Annotated in this window: 21 protein-coding genes; 18 read left to right on the top strand and 3 right to left on the bottom strand. The window is 49.8% G+C overall.

Annotated elements, in window-relative coordinates; genetic code table 11:
• The first annotated feature begins 39 nt into the window (after positions 1 to 39).
• On the top strand, positions 40 to 960 hold the full coding sequence (locus tag FGT79_RS15995; RefSeq protein WP_138754052.1) for a M15 family metallopeptidase: 921 nt from the start codon (positions 40 to 42) through the stop codon (positions 958 to 960).
• A 95-nt stretch (positions 961 to 1,055) separates the two neighbouring features.
• Here FGT79_RS15995 and FGT79_RS15990 read toward each other — a convergent pair whose 3' ends face one another.
• Complete coding sequence (locus FGT79_RS15990) at positions 1,056 to 1,211, bottom strand: DUF1540 domain-containing protein (RefSeq protein WP_076266302.1); 156 nt, start codon at positions 1,209 to 1,211, stop codon at positions 1,056 to 1,058.
• 72 nt (positions 1,212 to 1,283) lie between these two features.
• Here FGT79_RS15990 and FGT79_RS15985 point away from each other — a divergent pair, with 72 nt between their 5' ends.
• Positions 1,284 to 2,249, top strand: coding sequence for a nucleoside hydrolase (locus tag FGT79_RS15985; RefSeq protein WP_138753821.1), 966 nt, complete (start codon positions 1,284 to 1,286; stop codon positions 2,247 to 2,249).
• Between the two features lie 76 nt (positions 2,250 to 2,325).
• Here FGT79_RS15985 and FGT79_RS15980 read toward each other — a convergent pair whose 3' ends face one another.
• The gene (locus FGT79_RS15980) at positions 2,326 to 3,642 is read right to left on the bottom strand and encodes a deoxyguanosinetriphosphate triphosphohydrolase family protein (RefSeq protein ID WP_138753820.1); all 1,317 of its coding nucleotides are present in this window, start codon (positions 3,640 to 3,642) and stop codon (positions 2,326 to 2,328) included.
• A gap of 237 nt (positions 3,643 to 3,879) precedes the next feature.
• Between FGT79_RS15980 and cls the strand changes: the two genes are divergently transcribed.
• The 15 genes from cls to FGT79_RS15905 all read left to right on the top strand — a co-directional run bounded on the left by cls (position 3,880) and on the right by FGT79_RS15905 (position 21,464).
• Positions 3,880 to 5,319, top strand: coding sequence for a cardiolipin synthase (cls, locus tag FGT79_RS15975; protein ID WP_138754051.1), 1,440 nt, complete (start codon positions 3,880 to 3,882; stop codon positions 5,317 to 5,319).
• 558 nt (positions 5,320 to 5,877) lie between these two features.
• Entirely contained in the window at positions 5,878 to 6,273 is a 396-nt protein-coding gene (locus tag FGT79_RS15970; protein WP_138753819.1) for a Fur family transcriptional regulator, read from the top strand.
• Positions 6,249 to 7,055 (top strand): winged helix-turn-helix transcriptional regulator, encoded by an 807-nt coding sequence (locus FGT79_RS15965; protein ID WP_171056273.1) that lies wholly within the window; start codon positions 6,249 to 6,251, stop codon positions 7,053 to 7,055. Before FGT79_RS15970 ends, FGT79_RS15965 begins: the two co-directional genes overlap by 25 nt.
• Positions 7,056 to 7,381: 326 nt before the next feature.
• Positions 7,382 to 8,218, top strand: a complete 837-nt coding sequence (locus FGT79_RS15960; RefSeq protein WP_171056272.1) for a DUF427 domain-containing protein — start codon at positions 7,382 to 7,384, stop codon at positions 8,216 to 8,218.
• Between the two features lie 255 nt (positions 8,219 to 8,473).
• Complete coding sequence (locus FGT79_RS15955) at positions 8,474 to 9,610, top strand: betaine/proline/choline family ABC transporter ATP-binding protein (protein WP_138753816.1); 1,137 nt, start codon at positions 8,474 to 8,476, stop codon at positions 9,608 to 9,610.
• Entirely contained in the window at positions 9,607 to 10,257 is a 651-nt protein-coding gene (locus FGT79_RS15950; protein ID WP_138753815.1) for an ABC transporter permease, read from the top strand. Before FGT79_RS15955 ends, FGT79_RS15950 begins: the two co-directional genes overlap by 4 nt.
• 26 nt (positions 10,258 to 10,283) lie before the next feature.
• The gene (locus tag FGT79_RS15945; RefSeq protein WP_138753814.1) at positions 10,284 to 11,225 is read left to right on the top strand and encodes an ABC transporter substrate-binding protein; all 942 of its coding nucleotides are present in this window, start codon (positions 10,284 to 10,286) and stop codon (positions 11,223 to 11,225) included.
• 26 nt (positions 11,226 to 11,251) lie between these two features.
• The gene (locus tag FGT79_RS15940; protein WP_138753813.1) at positions 11,252 to 12,610 is read left to right on the top strand and encodes an LLM class flavin-dependent oxidoreductase; all 1,359 of its coding nucleotides are present in this window, start codon (positions 11,252 to 11,254) and stop codon (positions 12,608 to 12,610) included.
• 102 nt (positions 12,611 to 12,712) lie between these two features.
• Positions 12,713 to 13,630 carry a DMT family transporter gene (locus FGT79_RS15935; RefSeq protein WP_138753812.1) on the top strand — a complete coding sequence of 306 codons (918 nt, stop codon included), beginning with the start codon at positions 12,713 to 12,715 and terminating at the stop codon, positions 13,628 to 13,630.
• Positions 13,631 to 13,698: 68 nt separating this feature from the next.
• Positions 13,699 to 15,072 (top strand): dihydroorotase, encoded by a 1,374-nt coding sequence (locus FGT79_RS15930; protein ID WP_138753811.1) that lies wholly within the window; start codon positions 13,699 to 13,701, stop codon positions 15,070 to 15,072.
• On the top strand, positions 15,069 to 16,436 hold the full coding sequence (locus FGT79_RS15925; protein WP_138753810.1) for a Zn-dependent hydrolase: 1,368 nt from the start codon (positions 15,069 to 15,071) through the stop codon (positions 16,434 to 16,436). Before FGT79_RS15930 ends, FGT79_RS15925 begins: the two co-directional genes overlap by 4 nt.
• On the top strand, positions 16,336 to 17,985 hold the full coding sequence (locus FGT79_RS15920; RefSeq protein WP_212758590.1) for a thiourocanate hydratase: 1,650 nt from the start codon (positions 16,336 to 16,338) through the stop codon (positions 17,983 to 17,985). The genes FGT79_RS15925 and FGT79_RS15920 overlap by 101 nt, the downstream gene beginning before the upstream one ends.
• Positions 17,986 to 18,013: 28 nt before the next feature.
• On the top strand, positions 18,014 to 19,111 hold the full coding sequence (locus FGT79_RS15915; protein ID WP_138753808.1) for a thiohydantoin desulfurase: 1,098 nt from the start codon (positions 18,014 to 18,016) through the stop codon (positions 19,109 to 19,111).
• A complete protein-coding gene (locus FGT79_RS15910) occupies positions 19,038 to 20,624 on the top strand; it encodes an HAL/PAL/TAL family ammonia-lyase (RefSeq protein ID WP_246096461.1) in 1,587 nt (528 codons plus the stop codon). Before FGT79_RS15915 ends, FGT79_RS15910 begins: the two co-directional genes overlap by 74 nt.
• A 75-nt stretch (positions 20,625 to 20,699) precedes the next feature.
• Entirely contained in the window at positions 20,700 to 21,464 is a 765-nt protein-coding gene (locus tag FGT79_RS15905) for an IclR family transcriptional regulator (RefSeq protein WP_246096460.1), read from the top strand.
• Between the two features lie 171 nt (positions 21,465 to 21,635).
• Here FGT79_RS15905 and FGT79_RS15900 read toward each other — a convergent pair whose 3' ends face one another.
• Complete coding sequence (locus tag FGT79_RS15900) at positions 21,636 to 22,172, bottom strand: hypothetical protein (RefSeq protein ID WP_138753806.1); 537 nt, start codon at positions 22,170 to 22,172, stop codon at positions 21,636 to 21,638.
• Positions 22,173 to 22,358: 186 nt separating this feature from the next.
• Here FGT79_RS15900 and FGT79_RS15895 point away from each other — a divergent pair, with 186 nt between their 5' ends.
• The gene (locus FGT79_RS15895; RefSeq protein WP_171056271.1) at positions 22,359 to 22,838 is read left to right on the top strand and encodes a CcdC family protein; all 480 of its coding nucleotides are present in this window, start codon (positions 22,359 to 22,361) and stop codon (positions 22,836 to 22,838) included.
• Positions 22,839 to 22,858: the final 20 nt, after the last annotated feature.

The raw sequence follows: 22,858 nt of genomic DNA, 5'->3' as shown, positions 1-22,858 counted from the left end.
ACATGAAATATATGTAAAAATATTTTTTGGAGGCAAATGATGAAAAAAAGAAGAAGAAGGCTGTTGCTGTTCGTTATGGTATGCGCAGCAATGGTAATTGGTTACTCTTTATTCAATAAAGAAGAGTCGACTACGATTCCGCCTAAGCAGGCTGCTGCTGATGGAACTACAACCCAAGACGGCGGCGAGCTGTCGGGCGATAGCGATGCTGAGACTGGAGAAAATGCCGAAAGCGAGGCTCCAGCCGAAGCGGAGAGCCCAGCTCCTACGGATGAATCCAAATCGGGCAGTGAAGAGTTGCCAAGCGACCAGCCGAGTCATGAAGGGAACAACGCTGAAGGAGAAGAGCAGACGGAGGATGGTCTGGTTGTCATCGCGCAGCCGGCTGATATCGCTGTGCTAGTGAACAAGCAGCGCAAGCTTCCAGAGGAATATAACCCGTCAGATCTCGTTTATCCGGATGTTCGATTCATATTCTCCGAGAAGGTGGAAAAGCGCAAGCTGCGGCAAGAAGCGGCAACGGCGCTCGAGAAGCTGTTCTCTGCTGCCGAGGATGACAAGGTCATGCTCGCAGGAGTATCTGCTTATCGCTCGCATAGTACGCAGCAAAAGCTGTTTGATCGATATGTCAAGCGTGATGGATTGGTCAAGGCGAGAACATACAGCGCTTTCCCAGGGACAAGCGAGCATGAGACGGGACTTGCTATCGACATTTCGGGCAGTGATGGCAAATGTGCGGCTGCCGATTGTTTCGCGGACACGAAGGAAGCAAAGTGGCTTGCTGAGCACGCTGACGAATATGGCTTCATTGTTCGTTACCCAGAGGGCAAGGAGAAAATTACGGGTTATCAATATGAACCATGGCACTTGCGATTCGTAGGTGTAGATTTAGCAGCGGAACTTGCCAATAGCGGGGAGACGCTGGAGGAGTATTATGACGCTGTTCCTGTCACGCAATAAGAAACAAATAGCGCAAGCCTCATCTGAAACATGCCGAGGCATTTGTGGTGATTCGGCTCAGAGGGCTTGCGCTGGTTCATAGATAAGGTGATGCGTTAAATCTTTGCTTCAAACGTTTTGCAATCTGTTTCTTCGGAGTTGCTCGCTTGCTTGCCGCGGTTGCTGACTACATAAATAGAAGAGGCGCCGCAGTGATTACCTGCTGCCCAGAACTTGCATGAGTTCACTTCGCACAATACATCCTTAGCCATTGACAATTCACCTCCTCGCTATATAGGATTGACAAACGATATATCGTTTTATACTTAGGAGGATGAATACCTATGGGAAAAAAGCTTTATTTCAATCATGACGCGGGTGTAGACGATCTGGTCTCCCTGTTTCTGCTGCTGCAAATGAAGGATATTGATCTAATCGGCGTATCTGTTATTCCTGCTGATGGCTATTTGGAGCCGGGAATGAAGGCCAGCCGCAAAATAATCGACCGTTTTGGCGATCCAGCAAAAACACAGTCCCTGCAAGTAGCGAGATCCAACTCGCGCGGGGTTAATCCATTTCCTGCTGAATGGCGGATGCATACGTTTTTTGTAGATGCGCTTCCGATTCTGAACGAATCGGGTACAATGCGTACCAGCGTTGCCGATAAGCCCGCGCATCAGCATATCATTGAACAGCTTCGCCAATCGGACGAGAAGGTGACCTTGTTGTTTACGGGACCACTCACCGATCTTGCGCGGGCTTTGGATGAGGCACCAGACATTGAGGAGAAAATCGAAAAGCTCGTCTGGATGGGCGGAACGTTTAACGAGAAGGGAAATGTACAAGAGCCTGAGCATGACGGCACGGCTGAATGGAACGCCTTCTGGGACCCAGAGGCTGTACACCGTGTATGGGCGAGCCGTATCCCTATTCTACTTGTAGCGCTAGAGAGTACGAATAAGGTTCCGCTGACGATGGAGGTTCGCAATCGTTGGGCGTCACTTCGGAAACATGAAGGGCTTGATTTCGTAGGACAATGTTACGCTGCCTGCCCGCCGCTTGTGTATATGGAAACCAATTCGACGTATTATTTGTGGGATGTGCTTACGACAGCGGTTGTCGGCAACCCAGAGCTTGTAGCGATCAAAACAGTGAACAGTGCAGTCATTAAGGAGGGAGCCAGCCAAGGCCGTACGGTAGAGCTTGAGGGTGGACGTCCAGTCAGCCTTGTATACGACGTTGATCCTGTCCGGTTCTTCGATTATATTACCGAGTTGTCAGCAAATGCGGTTAGCGCTTCTATAGGCTAAGTACAGACAGTTCAGCCTATCAAAAAAGCGCGGCGATAAGGGAGCGTTATTCCCGGACTCGTCGCGCTTTTGCATGTTAATCCATTTCGTAGATTGATCCTGATTTGCTTGCATAGAGCTCCGCATATACCTTCTCAGCATAGGCGTCGGTCATGCCTGAGATGTAGTCCGCGACAAACCGCGGCCAGCTCCACTTGTTTTTGTGCAGCTCGTAATTCTCGATCCAGTCGGGCGGGATGATGAGCCTTCCGTATTCAGGAACCTTGAAGCTGTCCCACAGCCTGCGGATCATAATTTCGCTTCGCATTTGCAGGCGCTGTACACGGAAATCCTTAATAAGTGTCACCCATGCGAGCTTCTTCAGAATTTCCATCGTACGCAGCAATTCAATATCCTGCTGCCCATTGTTGACGAAGGTGACTTTCTTCCAGCCGAGCGAAGTGTCGTCAATGATACCTACCTTGGCAGCGAACAGGCTTACCCATCTTGCCTTCATCTCACGGCGCGTGCGTGATGGCTCGCGCTCACAGCCGGCGTACAGCTCCTGCCATTGCTCGAAATAGGAGACGAGCACGCGCTTGACCATAGCAGGTATGTCAACCTCACCCCAGCCAATGCCTGTGTTGCCTTTGTCCTCGACTATTTCCTGCACGACATGGTCGATCAATCTGCTGTCTTCAAAAAAGCTGCGGTTCATTTGAATTTTGCCGGCACGAATGCCATCCTCGATATCATGCGTCGAATAGGCAATATCGTCGCAGAGATCCATCAGCTGCGCTTCCAGCGTGGAGCACCCGATTGGGATTTTCCAAGCACGGCGAAGCTGCTCGATTTCTCCCCATTCTGTATTGTATAAACCTTTGAGCCTACCAGGCTCTCCCAGACTGTATGGGTATTTATTAACAGCAAGCAGAACGGCAGCAGTCAGGTCAAGACCGCTTCCGCTTCCAGCCCGTTTCTCCAGAAACATGAGGATGCGAAAGTTTTGCGCATTGCCCTCGTAGGGTATACCGTATTCTTCCATAAGCAGGTGGTTGAGCACTTCCTCACCTTTATGTCCAAACGGCGGATGTCCGAGATCATGAGCGAGTGCCGCAATCTCAACGACTGCCGGATCCAGAATAAGTCCGGGATGCTCCTTGCGTGATAGAAATTCATATTGCTTGTTCAGCCTGCGGGCTACCTCGCGCGCAATCTGGGAAACCTCGAGCGAATGCGTTAACCTAGTCCGATAATAATCACCCGTTCCTGCCCCGAATACTTGCGATTTTCCTTGCAAGCGGCGGAAAGCGGGGGACTGAATAAGCCGCGCGTAATCCCGTTCGTATTCATCTCGTTCCTCGCTAAAGGTGCCTAACGCTTTCTCGTCCAATCTAAATTTGCGTATATCCATCGTTGTTCCTCCAGATTCAAAGCTGCGTGTCATATGAAATCATCGGGTTTTCTCGTTCCCTGATGGTAAGTCCTCTTATCTTGTGTTACTTATTATTCGGAAGGGGGTACTAATGAAGCAATGAGAAGCTCTGCTTAAATTGTAGCATATAATGAAGCTTGAACATACATCCTGCATGGAGTATGATCGCAGTAGCTTTTACATCAGACTGAGGTGTTTATTATTCAATCGGTTATCATGCAGAATTTATATGGAATTATTATGCTGCTTAATATTTTCCTCGCGATCACGGTCATCTTTCTTGAGCGTCGCAATGCAAGCACGACGTGGGCATGGCTTATGATTCTATTCTTCATACCGGTCTTCGGCTTTATTTTGTATTTGATCCTGGGGCAAAAGGTGCGCAAAAGGAAGCTATATAAGCTGCTAGGCGACAGCCAGCGCATTATTGAGCATACGATTGAACGTCAAATGCGGCAGCTTCGCGATGGTGAACTCGCTTATACCGATTCAGCGACGCAGAGTTATCAGGATATGATCTACATGAATTTGAAAACAAGCTATGCGCTGTATACGAGCAACAACACAGTCGATATTTTTACCGAGGGCAATCAGAAGTTTGATGCTCTGCTTAAGGATATTGAAGCTGCACAGCATCATATTCATCTTGTGTACTATATCGTGCGTGACGACGAGCTGGGCAGACGGCTGGTGAAGGCGCTGGCGGCGAAAGCTGCTGAGGGAGTGGTGGTCAAGTTTCTGTATGACCATATTGGAAGCACCGGATTGCCGAGGCGTTATTTCCAAGAGCTGCTTGCGGCAGGCGGTCAGGAAGCGGCCTTTTTCCCGTCGCGTATTCCTTACTTGAATCTGAAAATCAATTACCGCAACCATCGCAAACTGGTGATCATTGACGGACAGATTGGCTACATCGGCGGATTTAATATTGGCGATGAATACTTGGGGCTGAACAAGCATTTCGGGGAATGGAGAGATACGCATCTGAGGGTACAGGGCAACGCGGTGTTGCAAATGCAGGCACAGTTTCTCATGGACTGGAATTTGGCCGCCTCGGGCAAGATTGAGTTGAACGAGCTCTATTTCCCGATTATGGTCGATAAGCAGGGTACGATTGGGATGCAGCTTGTGGCGAGCGGCCCGGATACGGAGTATCAGCAAATAAAGGACGCGTATATCAAAATGATCTATGCAGCCAAAAAGACCATTTGCTTGCAGACTCCTTATTTCGTACCGGATGAGAGCCTGATGACTGCACTCAAGATCGCTTCTTTGTCAGGCGTCGACGTTCGTATTATGCTGCCGAGCATGCCTGACCATTTCTTCGTCTATTGGGCAACGCATTCCTACTTAGGCGAGCTTCTTGTTAATGGGGTCAAATGCTATATGTACGAAAAAGGGTTCCTACATGCCAAAACGCTGGTCATTGACGGCAAGGTTGGATCCGTTGGAACAGCCAATCTGGATATTCGCAGCTTTAAGCTGAATTTCGAGATGAATGCCTTTATTTATGATACGGAGACAGCAGCCAAGCTGCAACGGATATTCGAGGATGACATGAAGGTCAGTTCCGAGCTTACTCTTGAATTGTATGCGGGTCGACCGCTTATGAATCGATTTAAGGAATCGATCTCACGCTTGCTAAGTCCAATCCTATAGACACACATAAGAAGGGCTTCTGCTTATCTATGATAACCAGAAGCCCTTCACGTACTGGGTAGACAACTATTCAATTTATTCAAACGCTCCAATCCGCGGCTTGCCTTGTTTCTGCTTTGTCCTTTCGAATTTGTTACAAACCTTATCGACTTCGATCTTAATTGTAATGACCTCGATCAACATCCTTTCGATTTGTTTCAAATTCCAATCATCTTAAGTATCGGTTGTCCAACTGTCGTTCGATTGACATTCGCTATGGGTCCCGCATGTCCTTCATCCTAATGGGTACTCCTTTCCGAGTTTATGAGACATGCTTCGCTAACTTACTTCAATGGGCTATCCCCTCTCGTTTAAGATAGGCTTAGTATAACTCATTATTAGAATTTTGTAAATATTCAGATTATTTATTTCGACAAGATGAAACGGCTATTGCAGTTTTTGGCGGCGCGTTTCATTAAATACATAGCCTACACATCTGAATGACCGCGTGGTTGACCGTTTTGTATAATAATTTTATACTTAGTCTAAAGTCATTAAGGCTAAAGGAATGATGCGGATATGAACAAAATTAACTTAACGATACAGCGCAAGGAGATATTAGATGTCGTTCAGCAGGCTCCAGATCATCCGACAGCTGCCGATGTGATTGATCGACTAAAGGGCAAAGGCTTTAACTTTGCTTATGGTACGGTATACAATTCTTTGAGGTACTTGACCGAGGTCGGTCTTATTCGCGAACTCAGGCTGGGTGAGGCCGTTAGCCGCTACGACGCACGGACGGATGAGCATCAGCATATGGTTTGTACGGTTTGCGGACGAGTAGATGAGGTAGTGGCTGAGCTTCCGAGTGAATGGCTGCAGAAGGCGGCGGCGGAAACGAAATATAGAATCATGCATATTCAGGTTGTATTAGAGGGGGTATGCGAGTCATGCGCGACGAAACAACCATTATAAGCAACGTTTCTGCGAGCGGTGATCAAGCGGCGAGTTACACAGAAGAAGAGCTGCTTCAGAATGGGATCGTTTGCTCCATTACTCAGCGAGTTATGATTGTCAGCCCGTTGCCCGAGAGGGTGAAAAGCCTGCTTGTGGCATTGTCGTCTGAATGTTTCGATGTTTTCTCTTTGCATGATTTCAAAAAGAGCATGCTGCAAAGTTTGCAGCCGGAGCTGCTCGTCTTCGACGCCATTCCGCTCGTGAATGCTGTGACAGGACATACGCTCCAAGCAGGAGCAGAGCTGCTGGAATCTGCTGATATGCATGCAGTCCCCGTCTTGATTCTGCTCGACCAAAACTCTTATGACAGCCGGGACACATTCGCGCTTGGAGCTGCGGAGCTGCTTGTGTGGCCAGCGAAGCCCGAGCAAGCGGTGAAGCAAATCAACCGTATGCTGTCGAGTCGTCCCGCTGCCAAAGCTGCAGATGAAGAAATTCGAAGCTTTAAAGATATTACAATCGATATGAAGAAGATGACGGTTGATCGCGACGGGCAGCGCGTAGAACTCACGAAGACAGAATACGATTTGCTGCTGCATTTTATATCTTCCGACGGCTCTGTGCTGTCGCGTGAATCACTTCTTGATACGGTATGGGGACTGCATTTCTACGGAGGAAGCAATCTGGTCGATGCCCATATCAAAAGTCTGCGCAAGAAGCTCAAGGATAGCGCTGTTTCTCCAAAATATATTGTTACCGTAAGAGGTGCAGGCTATCGGATTGCCGACAAGCATGATTAATTGACTCATCGGCCATTCTTCATGAACCGCTTGTCATTAGATAATAGCAGAGTCCCGTTAATGCTCCATTCCGAGCAATAATGGGCTTTTTTTAAATATAGGAAGGATATGATTTCGCCATCCGTTCTCTATATTTCTTGGAATGAAACGGGTCGCCTAGGACGGCAACAGCTGTTTCACTGCGGGCGAAAAAACAAGAATAACATTATACACTTAAATCCCGATTGGTTTTATAAGAATAATAGTTGTGTATTTGAAAGTCGGGTGTTAATATACGTATATGGTAATGAATTATCTAATATTGATAATTAATAGGGGGAATGAACATGAGTATTCATCAAACCGAGCAGGAAGGCTGCCAGACGGATAATACATCTAAGCAAAATATAAAGGCCGAGCTTAACCCGCGATGGGTCCGTGTGCAGGTCGGTAACGTGACGATCGCAGATAGCAAGTCCGTTATTACACTGCATGAGCGGGGGCATCTACCCGTTTATTATTTCCCGTTGGAGGATGTTCGGAAAGACTTGTTAGTCCCATCGGAGCAGCAATCCCATTGCCCTCTGAAAGGGGATGCCTCTTATTGGAGCATTCAAGTGGGCGAACGCTTTATCGAAAATGCGGTGTGGGGTTATGCGAACCCAATACCGGAGAGCGAAGCGCTTCGCGGACATGTTGCTTTCTACTGGAATAAGGTGGATAAGTGGCTCGAGGAGGAAGAGGAAATATTCGTTCATCCCCGTGATCCTTATAAACGTGTTGATGCGATAGCAAGTTCTCGTCACATCCAGGTCGTATTGAATGGCGTTACGGTAGCGGATAGCAAACGTCCGGTCATTGTGTTTGAAACAGGGCTACCAACTCGTTATTACTTGCCAATAGAGGACATTCGGCAGGAATATTTCACGGAATCAAGCTTGCAGACCAGTTGCCCTTACAAAGGGAATGCCTCGTATTTATCTGCGCAGATTAACGGTGAAACTTATGAAAATATACTGTGGAGCTATCCGAGTCCAATACCGGAAATTCCGAAAATAGCGAAGCTGCATTCGTTCTACAATGAGCGTGTAGACGCTGTTTTTGTAGATGAGGTGAAGGAAGCAGAGTCAAGCTGGTATCGTTCTGCACTAGACTTTTTTAACGCGAGCGAATTGAAGAAATAAGGGTCATAAATCGCATAAGCATGTCCCGACTGACCTGTTGACAGGAGGTCTTTTTTTATACGCATTTATAAACTGTTAATTCCGATAGGATTAGTATAAATAATGATTGACAACAATCTGTCTCCATAATATTATTGTAATACAGTTGTTGGTTATCGTATGTTAATAATAATTAGAGATCTACCTTGCGCGAGGAGGTCTCACTTTCCCAAAGTGGAAAGTGAGGCCTTTTCTTTTTAGAAGGGATGGATGAGGATGAGCGAGACTGCCGTTGAATTTAAGCAGGTTAGCAAAGATTATGGTGCGGGGTTCGTGCTGAACAACTTCAATTTGACAGTGCCTAAGGAGCAAATTGTAACGATTATAGGTCCCTCTGGCTGCGGTAAAACGACTATTCTGAAAATGATCAATCGTCTCATCGAGCCGGAGGCGGGTCAGATCCTACTCGAGGGCAGTGACATCGGAGAGCTCGATCCCGTGCTGCTTAGAAGAAATATTGGTTATGTCATCCAACAGATTGGGTTGTTCCCACATATGACCATCGAAGAGAATATTACCGTTGTTCCTCGGCTGAAGGGAGAGCCGAAACGGCAGCTCAAGGAGCGCACAGAAGAGTTGCTGTCGCTTATCGGGTTGGAGCCTGAAGCGTACCGTAAGCGATATCCGCATGAACTAAGCGGCGGACAGCAGCAGCGGATTGGCGTAGCGAGGGCACTTGCTGCGAATCCATCCATTGTGCTCATGGATGAGCCGTTCAGCGCGCTGGACCCCATTAGCAGGATTCAGCTTCAGAAGGAGCTGATCAAGCTGAATGAGCATGTGAAGAAGACGATCGTATTCGTAACGCATGATATCGATGAGGCGTTGAAGATCGCGGATCAAATCGTTCTGCTAAAGGATGGCAAGGTCGTACAGGCAGGCACACCGGAGGAACTGCTGAATCACCCTGCGAATGATTTCGTGAAGGAGTTTATTGGTCAGGAGCGCTTTAAGACGCTGGTACCGCAGCATACGGTTTCCAGCGCGCTTGCTCATCACTTTTCGGTATACGGGTACTCCAAACCAGCTGACGCTCTGCAATATGCGAAGACGCATGAACTGGATACCTTGCCTGTAACGTGCGAGCAGAATAAGTATTTGGGCATTATCGGACGGGATCAACTGCAAGGAGAGCAGCTTGGGGACGGCGAACGGACTGTTAGCGAAATCATGCGTACGGACGCTCCGTTCGTGAGGGGAGATGCACCGATTGCGCAGCTGTTTGAACTGCTGAAGAAAAACCACATCGTTCCGGTTGTGGATGCTTCGCATAAGCTTATCGGGGCAGTCACGCAGGGTAGCCTGCTAGAAGCCATCAGTAAGCAGTTTAACAGGGAGGAGGTGCTGGCATGAACCAATTCTGGAACACCATTAGGGCGGACTGGGAGCATATTTTGCGGAAAACGGTAGAGCATGTGGAATTGTCCTTAATATCGGTCGTTATCGCTTGCTTGATTGCCATACCGATTGGGATCTACCTCACGACACATAAACGGCTGGCGAATGGGATTATTACGGTCGTATCCGTCATTCAAACGATTCCGAGCCTCGCTTTGTTCGGCTTTATGATTCCACTGGTAGGCATCGGTACGAAGCCGGCCATTATTGCGCTGACGCTCTATGCGCTGCTTCCGATATTGCAGAATACGTATGTCGGCGTTTCGGGCGTAAATCCCGCTTTAATTGAGGCCGGAACGGGCATGGGCATGACGCGCTGGCAAATATTGCGGATGGTTCAGTTGCCGATCGCTCGCAGCTTCATTATGGCGGGCGTCCGGGTTGTCGCCGTCCAAACGATCAGCTTGGCTACGATTGCGACTTATATAGCCGCAGGGGGGCTCGGCGATATCATTACGCGGGGCATATCAATGATTAATACAAACGTTATTCTGGCTGGTGCTATACCTGTATCGCTGCTTGTGATTGTCGTAAACCTGCTGCTGCTGTATCTGAATCGCCGCTTGACGCCAAAAGGGTTGCGGCAGCAATCGAAAATATAAAACAGATTGTGAAAGGGGAAAAAGAAATGAAAACAAGCAATTACAAAAAAGGCATTAGAGGTAACCGTTCCATTCGTAATAGGATCGTATTGGGGACTGCGGCATTATTAATAACTGTGATGAGCGGATGCTCCACCTCAGGATCAGGCAAATCAGATACGATCAACATCGCGACTAAAGGCTTTGCCGAATCGGATATTTTGGCCAATGCTTTCAAGCTGCTTATTGAGAATGATACGAAGCTCAAAGCAAACGTAGAGACGCTTGACAACTCGCTGCTCTGGAGTGCCATACAGGAGGGTAATGTGGATCTCTATGCGGAGTATACAGGTACGGCACTTATTAATATTTTGAAGGCGGAAGCGGAGTTTGATCCACAGAAAGCCTACGACAAGGTAAAAAAGGAGTTAAAGGAAAAAAATCAATTGACGGTGCTGGACCCGATTGGTTTCAACAATACATATGCCTTCGGCCTGCATAAGGACCAAGCAGAGAAATATGGCATTAAGACGACCAGCCAGCTGGCGGAGAAATCTGGAGAGCTTATATTTGGCGCGAGTGAGGAATTTATAAACCGTCCCGATGCATGGCCGCCGATTCTTGAGAAATACAATCCGAAATTCAAGGAAATCAAAACGATTCAAAACCCCGGACTTGCGTATCAGGCAATTGACCAGAAGCTGATTGATTCTATGATTCTCTATACGACAGACAGTCAAATTACGGTAAAGCCAATTGTCGTGCTCGAGGACGATAAACATGTATTCCTTCCTTATTATGCAGTTCCAATTGTGCGTGATGAGGTAATAAAGGAACATCCGGAGCTTGAGAAGGTGCTGAATAAACTGGCAGGTAAAATAACGGATGACCAGATGCAGACGCTGAATGGCGAAGTGGAGCTGAAGCAGCGCCCAGCCCTCGACGTAGCGAAGGAATGGCTGACTGCGAACGGATTGCTTGCTAAGTAACGAGAAGAAGGAGTGGTGATACACCTATGGGTACCCCTAAAAAACAGATGGCGCTTGGCGCTATGATGTACTTTCCAGCCGGCGAGCATATATCAAGCTGGCGGCACCCGGAAGCGGACGCGGAGGGCGTCATGGATTTCAACTATTACAAACGAATTATTCAAACCGCTGAGCGCGGCAAGTTCGATATGTTCTTCTATGCAGATGAGCTGTACGTATGGGATCGCTTCGAATCCGGCATCAGCCACTCCAACAGCATAAGGCCGGAGCCATTCTCGCTCCTATCGGCGCTATCTGTTGTCACGGAGCATATCGGTCTTGCAGCTACGATCTCCACCACGTACAACGAGCCTTATCATATCGCTCGCAAGCTTGCTACGCTTGATCATCTCAGCAGCGGGAGGTCCGCTTGGAACATCGTTACCTCTCAGACGGACGAGGAAGCGCGCAATTTCGGCAAAGAGAAGCATCTTCAACACGCGCTTCGGTACGAGCGGGCAGGCGAATTCGTTGATGCCACGCAAAGCCTATGGGACAGCTGGGAGGATGATGCGCTGCTGTTTGACAAGAAGAGTGGTTATTTTGCTGATAAAAACAAGCTGCACAATGCGGAGCATAAGGGTAAGGATTTCAATATAAGAGGTCCGCTTAACGTGTCTCGTCCGCCTCAGGGCTACCCCGTATTAATTCAAGCGGGAGCCTCAGAGGCCGGCAAGGAGCTTGCAGCGGAGAAAGCGGAGGTCGTTTTTGCACCAGGATCGACGTTCGCTCCGGGAGGTCTGCTAGAGGACGGGCAGCGCCTGTATCAGGACATCAAAGGCAGAATGGCCAAGTACAACCGGAATCCGGATGAGCTCAAAATATTGCCGGGCATCATGCCGATTATCGGCCGCACAGAGTCCGAGGCGCAGGAGCGTCTAGCTCTGATTGAGGAGCTGACGCCGCAGAAGCTGGGGCTTGACCTGCTATCGCATTATTTGGGTCACGACATTTCGGGCTACCCGCTCGACGAGCCACTGCCGTTTATTCCGGAGCTTGATGGCTTCAACCAAAGCAAGAGCGGACTCGAACGCATTCGGGAACTGCTTGCGCAGGAGCCGTTGACGCTTCGTCAGTTGTATCAGCGCGTTACGAACAAACGGGGCTTCGCTGGTACGCCGGTACAGATTGCTGACCATCTGGAAGAATGGTTCGTGAATGGAGCCGCCGATGGCTTCAATATTGCATTCCCGTATTTGCCAGGCAGCCTGGATGATTTTGTCGAGCTGGTCATTCCGGAGCTGCAGCGCCGCGGATTGTTCCGCACGGAATATACAGGACGCACATTGCGTGAGCATTTGAATTTGCAGCGTCCTGCCAACAGGTATTCTTCGGTTCGCGTTTAAACGAAAAGGAGAGATAGATAATGGCGCATATTAATCTGCAATGGTTCTTGAAGGACGGGAGACAAGAAAGCTGATGAGCCCATTGCAAGGGAAGTGGCTATTATGTCGTTGAATCCATCAGCGCAAAGATCGGCTTATATCGGGTTAGTTGCTGTTACAGTCTTATGGGGGATCAGCTATGTGCTTAGTGCATACCTGCTTAAAGGCTTCTCACCCGTTTTCCTTTCCTTTCTTCGTATAGTGCTGACGGGCGTGCTGCTGCTGGCAATAAGCAGAGCCCAGCCCATTCAGCGTCCGACGAGGACCGAGTGGCTCTTGCTGCTCGCGTCCTCCTTTTTTTTCACGCTCATTCAGCAGCCGTTCTATTTTCTGGGGCTGCAGTATTCCTCCGCGGCCAATGGATCGCTGATTTATGCGGTGGCACCGCTCGTTACGCTGCTGCTGGAGGCTGTGTTTTTTCGGGTAAAGCTGCAGGGTCGTAAAATAGGCGGTGCGCTTCTGGGCTTCGGCGGCGTTCTTATCATTGTTGTATCGGGCCAGTCGGCGCGCGGCGTCTCTATAGGCGATTTCTATTTGCTCATTGCCATGCTGGGCTTCTCGATCAGTCTGCTGTTTATTCCGAGGCTATCACGCCGATTGTCAACATTGTCGATGAATCTGTACTCCACTTTCGCAGGAATGGGGCTTATGCTCCCCTTTGCCTTAGGTGAGGGTGTGCTTGGCAAGCTTGAGCTTAGCGGAGAGGCGATGATGTGGCTGCTGCTTGCGGCAGCCAGCCTCATAAACGTATGCGCAGGCTGGTGGTGGACCCGCGGGGTGGCAGTCGTAGGAGCAGGGACTGCTTCACTCTTCAATAACGTACCACCGTTTATCGCCCTTTTGGCCGGCTTCTTGGTGCTAGGAGATCCCATTGAGGGAACCCAGCTGATTGGTGGAGTTGTTATATTGGCCGGTGTATTTCTATCGAGTTTCACAGGGAATCGCAAGCCCGCAATCGAAGCCGAAAGCGCCTCCGGGTAACCGAAGGCGCAGGACTCGTAATTGCTGCAGATCCGTTCCATCTACTCCACAAGGAAAGAGGCTAAGGCATGTTCTATGATTTGATTGTGCGGGGCAATCTCGTATTGGAAGATAAAGTTGTTTATGGGGAAGTTGGAATCAAAGACGAGGCGATTCATCGAATTACTGAGTCGCGTACGCTGCGGGGGGCGCGCACGCTTGATTTCGAGGAGTGCTTCGTGTTTCCAGGTATGATCGATGCTCATGTGCATTGCTTCAGTAATCCGCTTGAGGGTTTTGTAACGACATCATCATCAGCTGCAGCAGGAGGCATAACCACCCTGCTGGATATGCCTTATGATCTGCCTGCTCCGATCAGCTCTGCCGAGTTGTTTAAGAGAAAGGTTGATCGGCTTAAACGAGAAGCGATTGTCGATATTGGTCTTTGGGCTACGATTGCCAAGACAGAAGGCACGGAGCAAATTATACCGCTGGCTGAGGCGGGGGCGATGGCTTTCAAGTTGTCGACCTTCGAGACGGATCCGTTTCGCTTCCCGGAAATTCCGGACCACGAAATTATAAAGGCGATGGAGCTTATACGGGACACGGGATTAAGGGTTGCTTTTCACGCTGAGAATAACGAACTGATTAAAAGCCTAACCAAGCAATATATAAGTGCGGGTCGGTTGTATCCGAGAGCACATATGGAGACGAGGCCGCCGGTAACGGAAACTAGCGCCGTACTGAAGGTGCTGGAGTTCGCTTATTGGACAGGAGTTAAGGTACATATTGTACATGTTAGCCACCCGAGGACGATTCAATTGATTCAGTGGTACAAAGAAGGACAGGTAGATGTTACGTCGGAAACCTGCTATCCCTACTTGCTTATGAATGTTTCTGCGCTGGAGAAATTCGGTCCGGTTGCCAAAAACAATCCGCCGCTCCGACTGGCTGCAGACGCGGCTAAACTGTGGGAGCTGCAGCGGCAAGGAAGCATTGATATCATTACTTCCGATCACGCGCCATGGGGAGCGGATCGCAAGGAAGCAGGGGAGCATAATATTTTCTTGGCGGCTGCCGGCGTGCCCGGCGTGGAAATAATGATCCCTCTTATGTTTGACCATGCGGTAATGCAGGAAGGGGTTCCGCCGGAGGTATTTGCCAAATGGATGTCCCAGTATCCTGCGGAAGTGTTCGGCATACCGCGCAAAGGGAAAATCTCACCTGGCTATGATGCGGATTTTACTGTTATTGATCCGCTGCAAAGCTGGACGATTGACCAGACGAAGCTGCGCTCTCATTCTAAGCTTTCGCCATTCCATGGGCATGAGGTACAGGGGAAAATTAAGCATACGATTGTTAGAGGGAAAAGCGTGTATGACGGTAATCAGATCGTGGCACAGCCAGGCAGCGGCCAGTTCATTGCAGGCTCTGCCTATAAAAGGGAGGTTGTCAGCTCATGAGCATGGCACGATTATCCATAAGTACGGAACGTATTCGGCAGCAGATTGAGGCGCTTGCCGCTTATATAGATACTAGTAAGCCAGGCTGGACCAGAAGGCCTTTCACGCCTTGGTACGAGCAAGGGCGGCTATGGTTGAAAAACCAGATGCAAGAGCTAGGGTTAAACGTGAGCCAAGATGCAGGGTCCAATCTCATTGGTGCTTTGCCGGGCAGCGAAGCGGGGTTAAAGGCAATTATGGTGGGTTCCCATACCGATACCGTTACGGGCGGCGGCCGGTTTGACGGTATTATTGGCGTTATTGCGGGACTTGAGCTCGCTCGGGTGCTCAAGGAGGAGGGAATCGTTCTACGGCATCCGCTTGAAATTGTGGACTTCACAGCGGAGGAGCCGAGTGAATTTGGAATCTCCACAATTGGCAGCCGCGCAATGGTCGACAATTTGACCTCGGAGATGCTGCTTCGCAAGGATCAGAGCGGGCTTATTCTTCGGGATGCAATCGATCAGGCTGGGGGGGCGGCAGTAGAGATCAGTGAGCAGGCGAGACGAGCGGGAGATATCGCCCTATACCTGGAGCTTCATATCGAGCAGGGGCCGGTGCTTGAGCAGACGGGGAATCTGCTTGGTGTGGTTACGGGCATCGTCGGCATCGACCGATTTGCAGTTACGGTGGAGGGTGCTCCAAATCATGCGGGGACGACGCCAATGGGGCTGCGTGCCGACGCGCTGACGGGGGCTTCTGAGCTGGTGCTTGCGCTCGAAGAGATAGCAAGCAAGTCTTACGGCGAGCCGATTGTGGGGACGGTAGGCAAGCTGTTTGTTGAGCCGAATGCAGCGAACGTCATTCCAGGCCGGGTTACATTCGAGCTGGAGATTCGTTCCTTGAGTACAGCGATTGTGGAGCAGGCGGCGACGGAACTGAAGAAGAGAGCGGCTCACATAGCAGCGCGCAGAGGGATCGGCATCCGCTTGGAGCCTTTGTCGAGGTCGGAGCCCATTCGGGTTAGCGACACAGTTCAGAATGTGATACGGGAGGCATGCAGCGCGATTGCGCCTACGCTAGATCTTCCAAGCGGAGCGGGACATGACGCGAATCAGCTGGCACGGATTGCACCGATCGGGATGATCTTCGTGCCGAGCGTCGGCGGGCGCAGTCACTGCCCGGAGGAATGGACTGCATACGAGCAGGTTGCCTCCGGGGTTGAAGCGATTATTCAATCGGTACTTCTATTTGATCAACGATGGGATATTCAAGGTGGAGAGGATGACGGATATGGAACGGATAACTGCGGCCAGGGGGACGGAGCTTCGCTGCAAGGGCTGGCGACAGGAAGCGCTGCTTCGGATGCTGGAGAACGTCCTTGAGAATGGTGAGAACCAGAAGGATTTAATCGTATATGCGGCGCTTGCAAAAGCGGCACGTGATTGGCCTTCTTATCATGCGATTGTTAGCACGCTCAAAGAGCTGGAAGAAGACGAAACGCTTGTCATTCAATCTGGCAAGCCGATCGGCATCTTTAAGACCCATCGCTTCGCGCCGCTTATTGTCATGGCCAACTGCAATTTGGTTGGCCGATGGGCGACGAGCGAAAATTTCTATAAGCTGCAGGAGAAGGGCTTGCTTATATGGGGTGGTCTAACGGCTGCAGCTTGGCAATATATCGGCTCACAGGGTGTCATTCAAGGGACGTATGAAATTTTTCAGAGTATTGCTAGGAAATATTTCGATGGGCGGTTACAAGGGAAGTTTATTCTGACTGCTGGTCTTGGCGGAATGGGTGGGGCGCAGCCACTTGCTGGAACGCTGGCTGGGGCAGCGATCCTTTGTATCGAGGTATCCGAGGAGAAAGTGGCACGTAGAATTCAATCGGGCTACCTGCAGCGAAGGACGGAGCATTTGGATGAAGCGCTCGAGTGGATTGCTGAAGCGATTCGCAGCCAATCAGCAATATCTGTCGGGCTCATTGGCAATGCAGCTGATATTTATCCGGAAATTGTGAAACGTGGCATCATACCCGATATTGTAACGGATCAAACGTCAGCCCATGATTTGCTATATGGCTATGTTCCTTCCGAATACGGTGTCGCTGAGCTTAAGCAGCTTAGGGAAACGGATTCCGTTCGCTTGCAGCAAGCCGCCGGGGCTTCGATCGCCCGCGAGGTACGTGCAATGCTAGCGTTTAAGGAGAAGGGTTCTATCGTATTCGATAACGGCAACAATATTCGCTCGCAAGCCCAGTTGTTTGGGGTAGAGCAGGCGTTTGATATTGATATTTTCACAGAAGCGTTCCTACGTCCTTTATTTGCAAGGGCAATCGGCCCTTTCCGTTGGGTTGCTTTAAGCGGCAATGTCAGCGACATTCAAGCGATTGATGAATATATCCTCGAAGCATTTGCGGATAACGAGATTATTGTCAACTGGATTCGGCTCGCGCGTGAGCATGTTCCGGTAGAAGGTCTGCCTGCACGAATCGGCTGGTTCGGCCATGGCGAACGTACGAGACTGGCGTTGGCTGTGAACCAGATGGTTAGGAATGGAACTTTAAGTGGTCCGGTGGCCTTCTCGCGTGATCATCTGGATGCGGCCTCAATGACTCACCCGAACATCATGACCGAGAAAATGAAGGACGGCAGCGATGCGATTTCGGACTGGCCGCTCTTGAACGCGATGCTGAACTGTTCTTCAATGGCGGATCTCGTCACGATTCATTCGGGCGGCGGCGGATATTCCGGCTACATGACAAGCGCAGGCGTTACGTTGGTGGCGGACGGGACGTCCGAGAGCGATATTCGTCTAGAGACGACGCTGAACAATGACACAGGTCTCGGCGTACTGCGCTATGCAGATGCTGGCTATGAGGAATCGATTGATGAGGTGGAGCGCAAAGGCATCAGGCGAATCCAAACGAAATGATTACGACTAAGGAGTAGGAGGAAACGATATGCGTATTTTAACTGAAGAGGATGTATGGGCAGCGGTAAGAGGAGGCTCAGTATTTGCGAGCGGTGGAGGAGGTTGGGTCGATCATGGACTGCAAATCGGCGGTGCAGCCGTTGCGATTGGTCAGCCGCGGCTAGTTTCCGTGGATGAGCTGCCGGACGATGCCATCGTCATTACGGCTACCGCTATTGGAGCCCCGGCGGGTACGGATTGGCAGATGCTCGGTACCGATTATATTAAAGCAGTTAAGCTGCTGCAGGAGAATTACGAAGGCAAAATTTCAGGCGTTATGACCCCGCAAAATGGAATGTCCAGTACAATAAATGGTTGGCTTCCTGCCGCTCTGCTTGATCTGGCCGTCGTAGATGCAACAGGCGACATCCGTGCGCATCCAACTGGGAAAATGGGATCGATGGGACTCGCGGCCTTGCACGATTACGAAACGATACAAGTCGTCGTCGGTGGCAAGCGTGATAACGGCTCGTATATTGAACTGGTCGTCAAGGGCTCACCTGCCCGCACATCGAATATTTTGCGCACGGCTGCCGATCAGGCAGGCGGCTTTATCGCCTCGGCACGTCATCCTTTGCCAGCCTCCTATATTAAGCAGCATGCAGCGCTAGGAGGCATCTCCATTGCCATCGCACTTGGCAAGGCCATTATCGCCGCGCAGCCGCAAGGCGGGAGAGCTGTCATCGATACGATTGTAACCCAAACGAATGGGAGTATACTCGGTGAAGGCGTCGTGACTCGTCGCGAGGTCTATTACTCTGGAGCCTTCGATATCGGTACAATCGATGTGGAAACAGCGAGCGGCATTCTCACGCTTCATGTTATGAATGAATATATGGCGGTAGATGACAGCAGCGGCAGCCGGCTTACAACCTATCCGGATGTGATTACAACGCTGTCCTATGAGACGGGTTTGCCTGTCAGCGTAGGTCATGTAGAGGTGGGAAGTAAGCTAGCTGTGTTCTCCATTCATAAGAGCCAGATTCCACTCAGCTCAAGTGTGAAGGATAAGAGTGTCTATCCGGAAGTGGAGAAGGCGCTCGGCATACAGCTGGCCGTCTACGCGCTGGATGGCATTCAGGACTAAGCCGATGACAAGCGAAACGAGGACACGCGCACTAGTATTAGATGGGAGCACTTTGACGATTGAGGATGTGCATGCGGCAGCCGCTGGACTTGTCCGCGTCGAAATTGCGGAAGACGCTTGGCAACAGGTTATACGCTCGCGGCAGTTTATGCTCAAGCAAACCGCGAGCGATACGCCTATATACGGATTCAACCGTGGTGTAGGCTTGAATAAGGACCGTATCGTTGAGGAACAGGCTTATGAGAGCTATAATCGCAGCCTGCTCTACGCCCATTCTGCGGGAGTTACGCCTTACGCTGACGTGCGTGATGTAAGAGCGGCTATGCTTGCCAGACTGAATACGCTGCTCGTGGGCACAACGGGAGCTTCTCCTTCATTAATTAGGCAATATGCCGAATTTCTAAATGCGGGTATTCATCCGTTGCTCCCAACCAGAGGCTCTGTCGGTGCAGGCGATATTACGCTGCTGTCTCATCTTGGCCTCGCGTTCATCGGAGAGGGCGACGTTATGTATAAGGGAGAGCGAATATCCGCGAAAGCGGCGCTCATTCACGCGGGCCTAGAGCCTGTAAAGCTTGGCGCGAAAGATGGGCTGGCGATTGTTTCCTCTAATGCGTTTGCGGCCGGCAGCGGAGCGTTGGTTATCCATGAGTGCGAGCAGTTGCTGGAGCTTGCTGATCTGGTCTGCGCATTGTCACTTGAAGCGCTCCAGGGGCAGCTCTCTCCGCTGGATGAGAGCGTTCACCGCAGCCGCCCTTACGAGGGGCAAGGCAGAAGCAGCTCTAGAATGCGGATATTTTTGAGCCGCAGCAGTCTTTGGGATAATAGGGCGGTTGCGCTGCAGGACCCGCTGAGCTTCCGCAGTGCCTCGCCAGTTCATGGCGCCGCGCTTGAAGCGCTTAATTATGCTAGAAGTTCATTGCAGCTTCATTTGAATAGCTCGGAGGATAATCCCTGCGTGCTGGAGGAGGAAGGGCGAATATTAGCCACTGCCAGCTTTGAGCCGCTTGCTTGGGTGCTAGGTTTCGAGATGCTGGGGATTGCACTCAGTCATGTCTCCAAAATTTCTTGTTATCGATCAATTAAGCTTTGCACGCCGAGTTTTACCGGGCTTCCGCGGTTTTTGGCACCTGAGGAGCATATTCTAGCTTTCAGCACGATTCAGAAAACATTCACCGCGCTCGATACAGAAATCAGGCAGCTCTCGAACCCTGTATCTGCGGATTATTATTCCTTGGCTGGCGATATGGAGGATCATTCGACGAATGCGCCGCTTGCCGTTCATAAAACAGCGGAAATCATAGATAGACTGACTTATATTTTGGCGATAGAGGCGATGCACGCAGCTCAGGCTATCGATCTGCGTAAAAACATAAAGCTGGGAGAAGGCACCCGGCATGCGTATAATAGAATCAGATCGGTTATTCCCTTTTTGGATCGCGACCGCAGTTTGAGCGGTGATGTACAGGCGGTCTACACACTGTTGAAAGCAGGGGAGCTTGGACAGAAGTAGGGAACGATTGACAGCTAGCAGAGGCAATGACAGACTAGGTATTTCATGCCGATAGCTACATATATAGGGGTGACTATGAGTACAAATGTAGAGATGCGATCCATGAATGGAACACAGACATTAAGCCGTGCTTTGGATATTCTGTTTGCACTGGCAGAAGCGGACGGCACATTAACAGTGAGTGATATTGCGCAGAAGGTATCTATACCGGAAAGCTCAACCTATCGGTTCCTTCAGACCCTTGAGCAGAATGGCATTGTAGAGCGTAGAGGAAAAGGACAGATCGGTCTAGGGATGCGAATACTTGACCTGGCACGCAGTCTCAGCGAGCAGGTACACCGCGAGCTGGTTCCGCTGGCCTTGCCCGTCATGGAGGAACTAACGAAGGAGACCAATGAAACGTCACTATTGTTTATCCGTTCGGGGACGAATGCCATTAGTATTCAGACCATTAGGAGCAAGGCGCTTATTCAATATTCCGCAGAGAACGGAAGAATATTGCCCTTATATTTGGGCGCATCCGGCAAGGCCATTCTCGCTTATGAAAGTGAGAAGATCGTTCACAATGTGCTGGACAAATGGTCGCCTGACTTATCCAAGGACTTGCTGCTAAGCGAGCTGAGCAGCATACGCGAGCAGGGCTACGCATTGACTCAAGGGGAGATTGATCCCGACGTGTTCGCCGTAGGTGCGCCTGTATTCGATTCGCGTGGCGCACTCGTAGCCAGCCTTTCCATTGCTGGTCCGAAATACCGCTTTGATGATGTGCTGAGGCAGCTATCAATTGATGCGGTGCAGCATGCCGCAGAGCAAGTTTCACGTAAGCTTGGAAAAGAATAAAAAGCCAGGGGACGCTTAACGCGCTCCTGGTTTTTATCGCTTTTAGGCTATCAAAACAAAACGGCCGCTAAACCTCCACAGCTCGGAAGGGTTAGCGGCTATTTGCTTAAAACTTCTGCCTGCGATGTACTGCTGAATCGCATTTGTTAATTCCAAGGCAGCTATCGGGTATTAATCATTGATCTTAGATATCCAAACGACAATGGTTTCATACCAGCCTTGTACTTTAATCAGCAGCTTGTCCGCTTTCTTACCCTCTTTCACGAGATGGATAAGCCAGTCCCAATCGGTAATGAATTGCAGGATGGTTATGACTAACATAATAATTACGAATGAAAAAACGATAACGAAAGCGCTTTGGAGCCGGAAGTAAAGAAGAAGTCGATTTGCTAGCTTTGCTGCTGTCAGCTCATCACGTGGGTTCGCTTGAAGCTTCTTAGCTTGACTGGCCATAATGAGCAGGACAATCGTCATGACAAGCTCTAGAATGCCGGCAAGCGTACCCCAGCCGAAATTAATAATGCCGATAAACGTCTGGAAGAGTCCGAACAGCAAGGTGAAAACGGCCGTTGTCCGCATCCAGAAAGCAAGCTTATGCCATACTTTCTGAAGCTCTTGTGGCAATTCGTTAGAGGTTTCAGGTGTAATAAAAAGTTCTTCTTTTATCGTAAGGGAATACGAAACCTCTGTTTGTGTAGGGGTATCCAATTAAAGACGCTCCTTTTCATTTATTTTCTATTATTTTGAATGAGACGTGTCCATGCGATAAACGGTTTCTGAGAAACGATTATCGATCATATGATAGGCCATCCCTATTTGCAGTTGCTATGTTTTTGCAGTACGATGAAGAAATAATAGGACAAATTTCCAATCAAACAGGGAGGCTGCAGTGTTGTGCTGTCAACGAACTTGATCCAAATCGGCTCGATTATCATATCGGCTTTCGCTGGCCTCACACTTATCATACTTCGTATCCGTGCAGGAAAACAGCCCACATCGCTGCGTAAAATCGCAATACCGCCGCTTGGCATGGCAACGGGGTTCATCATGTTCGCATTCTCAGTTACTCATATCCCTTGGTTATGGGGACTGTCCGCATTCCTGACGGGGCTGCTTATATTCGCCTTTCCGTTAATTGTTACTACGCGACTTGAACGTGTGGAATCTGAAATCTATGTCAGACGCTCGAAGGCTTTCATCTTTATTATGTTAACCTTGTTCGTCATAAGACTGTCTTTGCACCGTGTTGTCGAGCAATACATGTCGATCCCGCAAACAGGTGCTATTTTCTACTTGCTGGCTTTCGGTATGATCGTACCTTGGCGCCTTGCCATGCTGAGTGACTACATTAGGCTGCAAAAAGTAGAATCGTAATGGAAGAGGGGGAGAATGGA

It is taken from the genome of Paenibacillus sinopodophylli, from assembly GCF_005930355.1.
In the GTDB taxonomy this organism is placed as follows: Bacteria; Bacillota; Bacilli; order Paenibacillales; family Paenibacillaceae; genus Pristimantibacillus; species Pristimantibacillus sinopodophylli.
The sequence above is the reverse complement of the archived record's forward strand: the minus strand, read 5'-3'. Positions and strand labels throughout refer to the sequence as shown.

Coding starts and splice junctions, on each gene's coding strand:
- FGT79_RS15935 (WP_138753812.1), top strand. CDS start 12,713: ATGTCGTTGAATCCATCAGCGCAAAGATCGGCTTATATCGGGTTAGTT.
- FGT79_RS15905 (WP_246096460.1), top strand. CDS start 20,700: ATGAGTACAAATGTAGAGATGCGATCCATGAATGGAACACAGACATTA.
- FGT79_RS15930 (WP_138753811.1), top strand. CDS start 13,699: ATGTTCTATGATTTGATTGTGCGGGGCAATCTCGTATTGGAAGATAAA.
- FGT79_RS15985 (WP_138753821.1), top strand. CDS start 1,284: ATGGGAAAAAAGCTTTATTTCAATCATGACGCGGGTGTAGACGATCTG.
- FGT79_RS15920 (WP_212758590.1), top strand. CDS start 16,336: ATGACGGATATGGAACGGATAACTGCGGCCAGGGGGACGGAGCTTCGC.
- FGT79_RS15990 (WP_076266302.1), bottom strand. CDS start 1,211: ATGGCTAAGGATGTATTGTGCGAAGTGAACTCATGCAAGTTCTGGGCA.
- FGT79_RS15940 (WP_138753813.1), top strand. CDS start 11,252: ATGGGTACCCCTAAAAAACAGATGGCGCTTGGCGCTATGATGTACTTT.
- FGT79_RS15960 (WP_171056272.1), top strand. CDS start 7,382: ATGAGTATTCATCAAACCGAGCAGGAAGGCTGCCAGACGGATAATACA.
- FGT79_RS15955 (WP_138753816.1), top strand. CDS start 8,474: ATGAGCGAGACTGCCGTTGAATTTAAGCAGGTTAGCAAAGATTATGGT.
- FGT79_RS15970 (WP_138753819.1), top strand. CDS start 5,878: ATGAACAAAATTAACTTAACGATACAGCGCAAGGAGATATTAGATGTC.
- FGT79_RS15980 (WP_138753820.1), bottom strand. CDS start 3,642: ATGGATATACGCAAATTTAGATTGGACGAGAAAGCGTTAGGCACCTTT.
- FGT79_RS15945 (WP_138753814.1), top strand. CDS start 10,284: ATGAAAACAAGCAATTACAAAAAAGGCATTAGAGGTAACCGTTCCATT.
- FGT79_RS15965 (WP_171056273.1), top strand. CDS start 6,249: ATGCGCGACGAAACAACCATTATAAGCAACGTTTCTGCGAGCGGTGAT.
- cls (WP_138754051.1), top strand. CDS start 3,880: ATGCAGAATTTATATGGAATTATTATGCTGCTTAATATTTTCCTCGCG.
- FGT79_RS15925 (WP_138753810.1), top strand. CDS start 15,069: ATGAGCATGGCACGATTATCCATAAGTACGGAACGTATTCGGCAGCAG.
- FGT79_RS15915 (WP_138753808.1), top strand. CDS start 18,014: ATGCGTATTTTAACTGAAGAGGATGTATGGGCAGCGGTAAGAGGAGGC.
- FGT79_RS15950 (WP_138753815.1), top strand. CDS start 9,607: ATGAACCAATTCTGGAACACCATTAGGGCGGACTGGGAGCATATTTTG.
- FGT79_RS15995 (WP_138754052.1), top strand. CDS start 40: ATGAAAAAAAGAAGAAGAAGGCTGTTGCTGTTCGTTATGGTATGCGCA.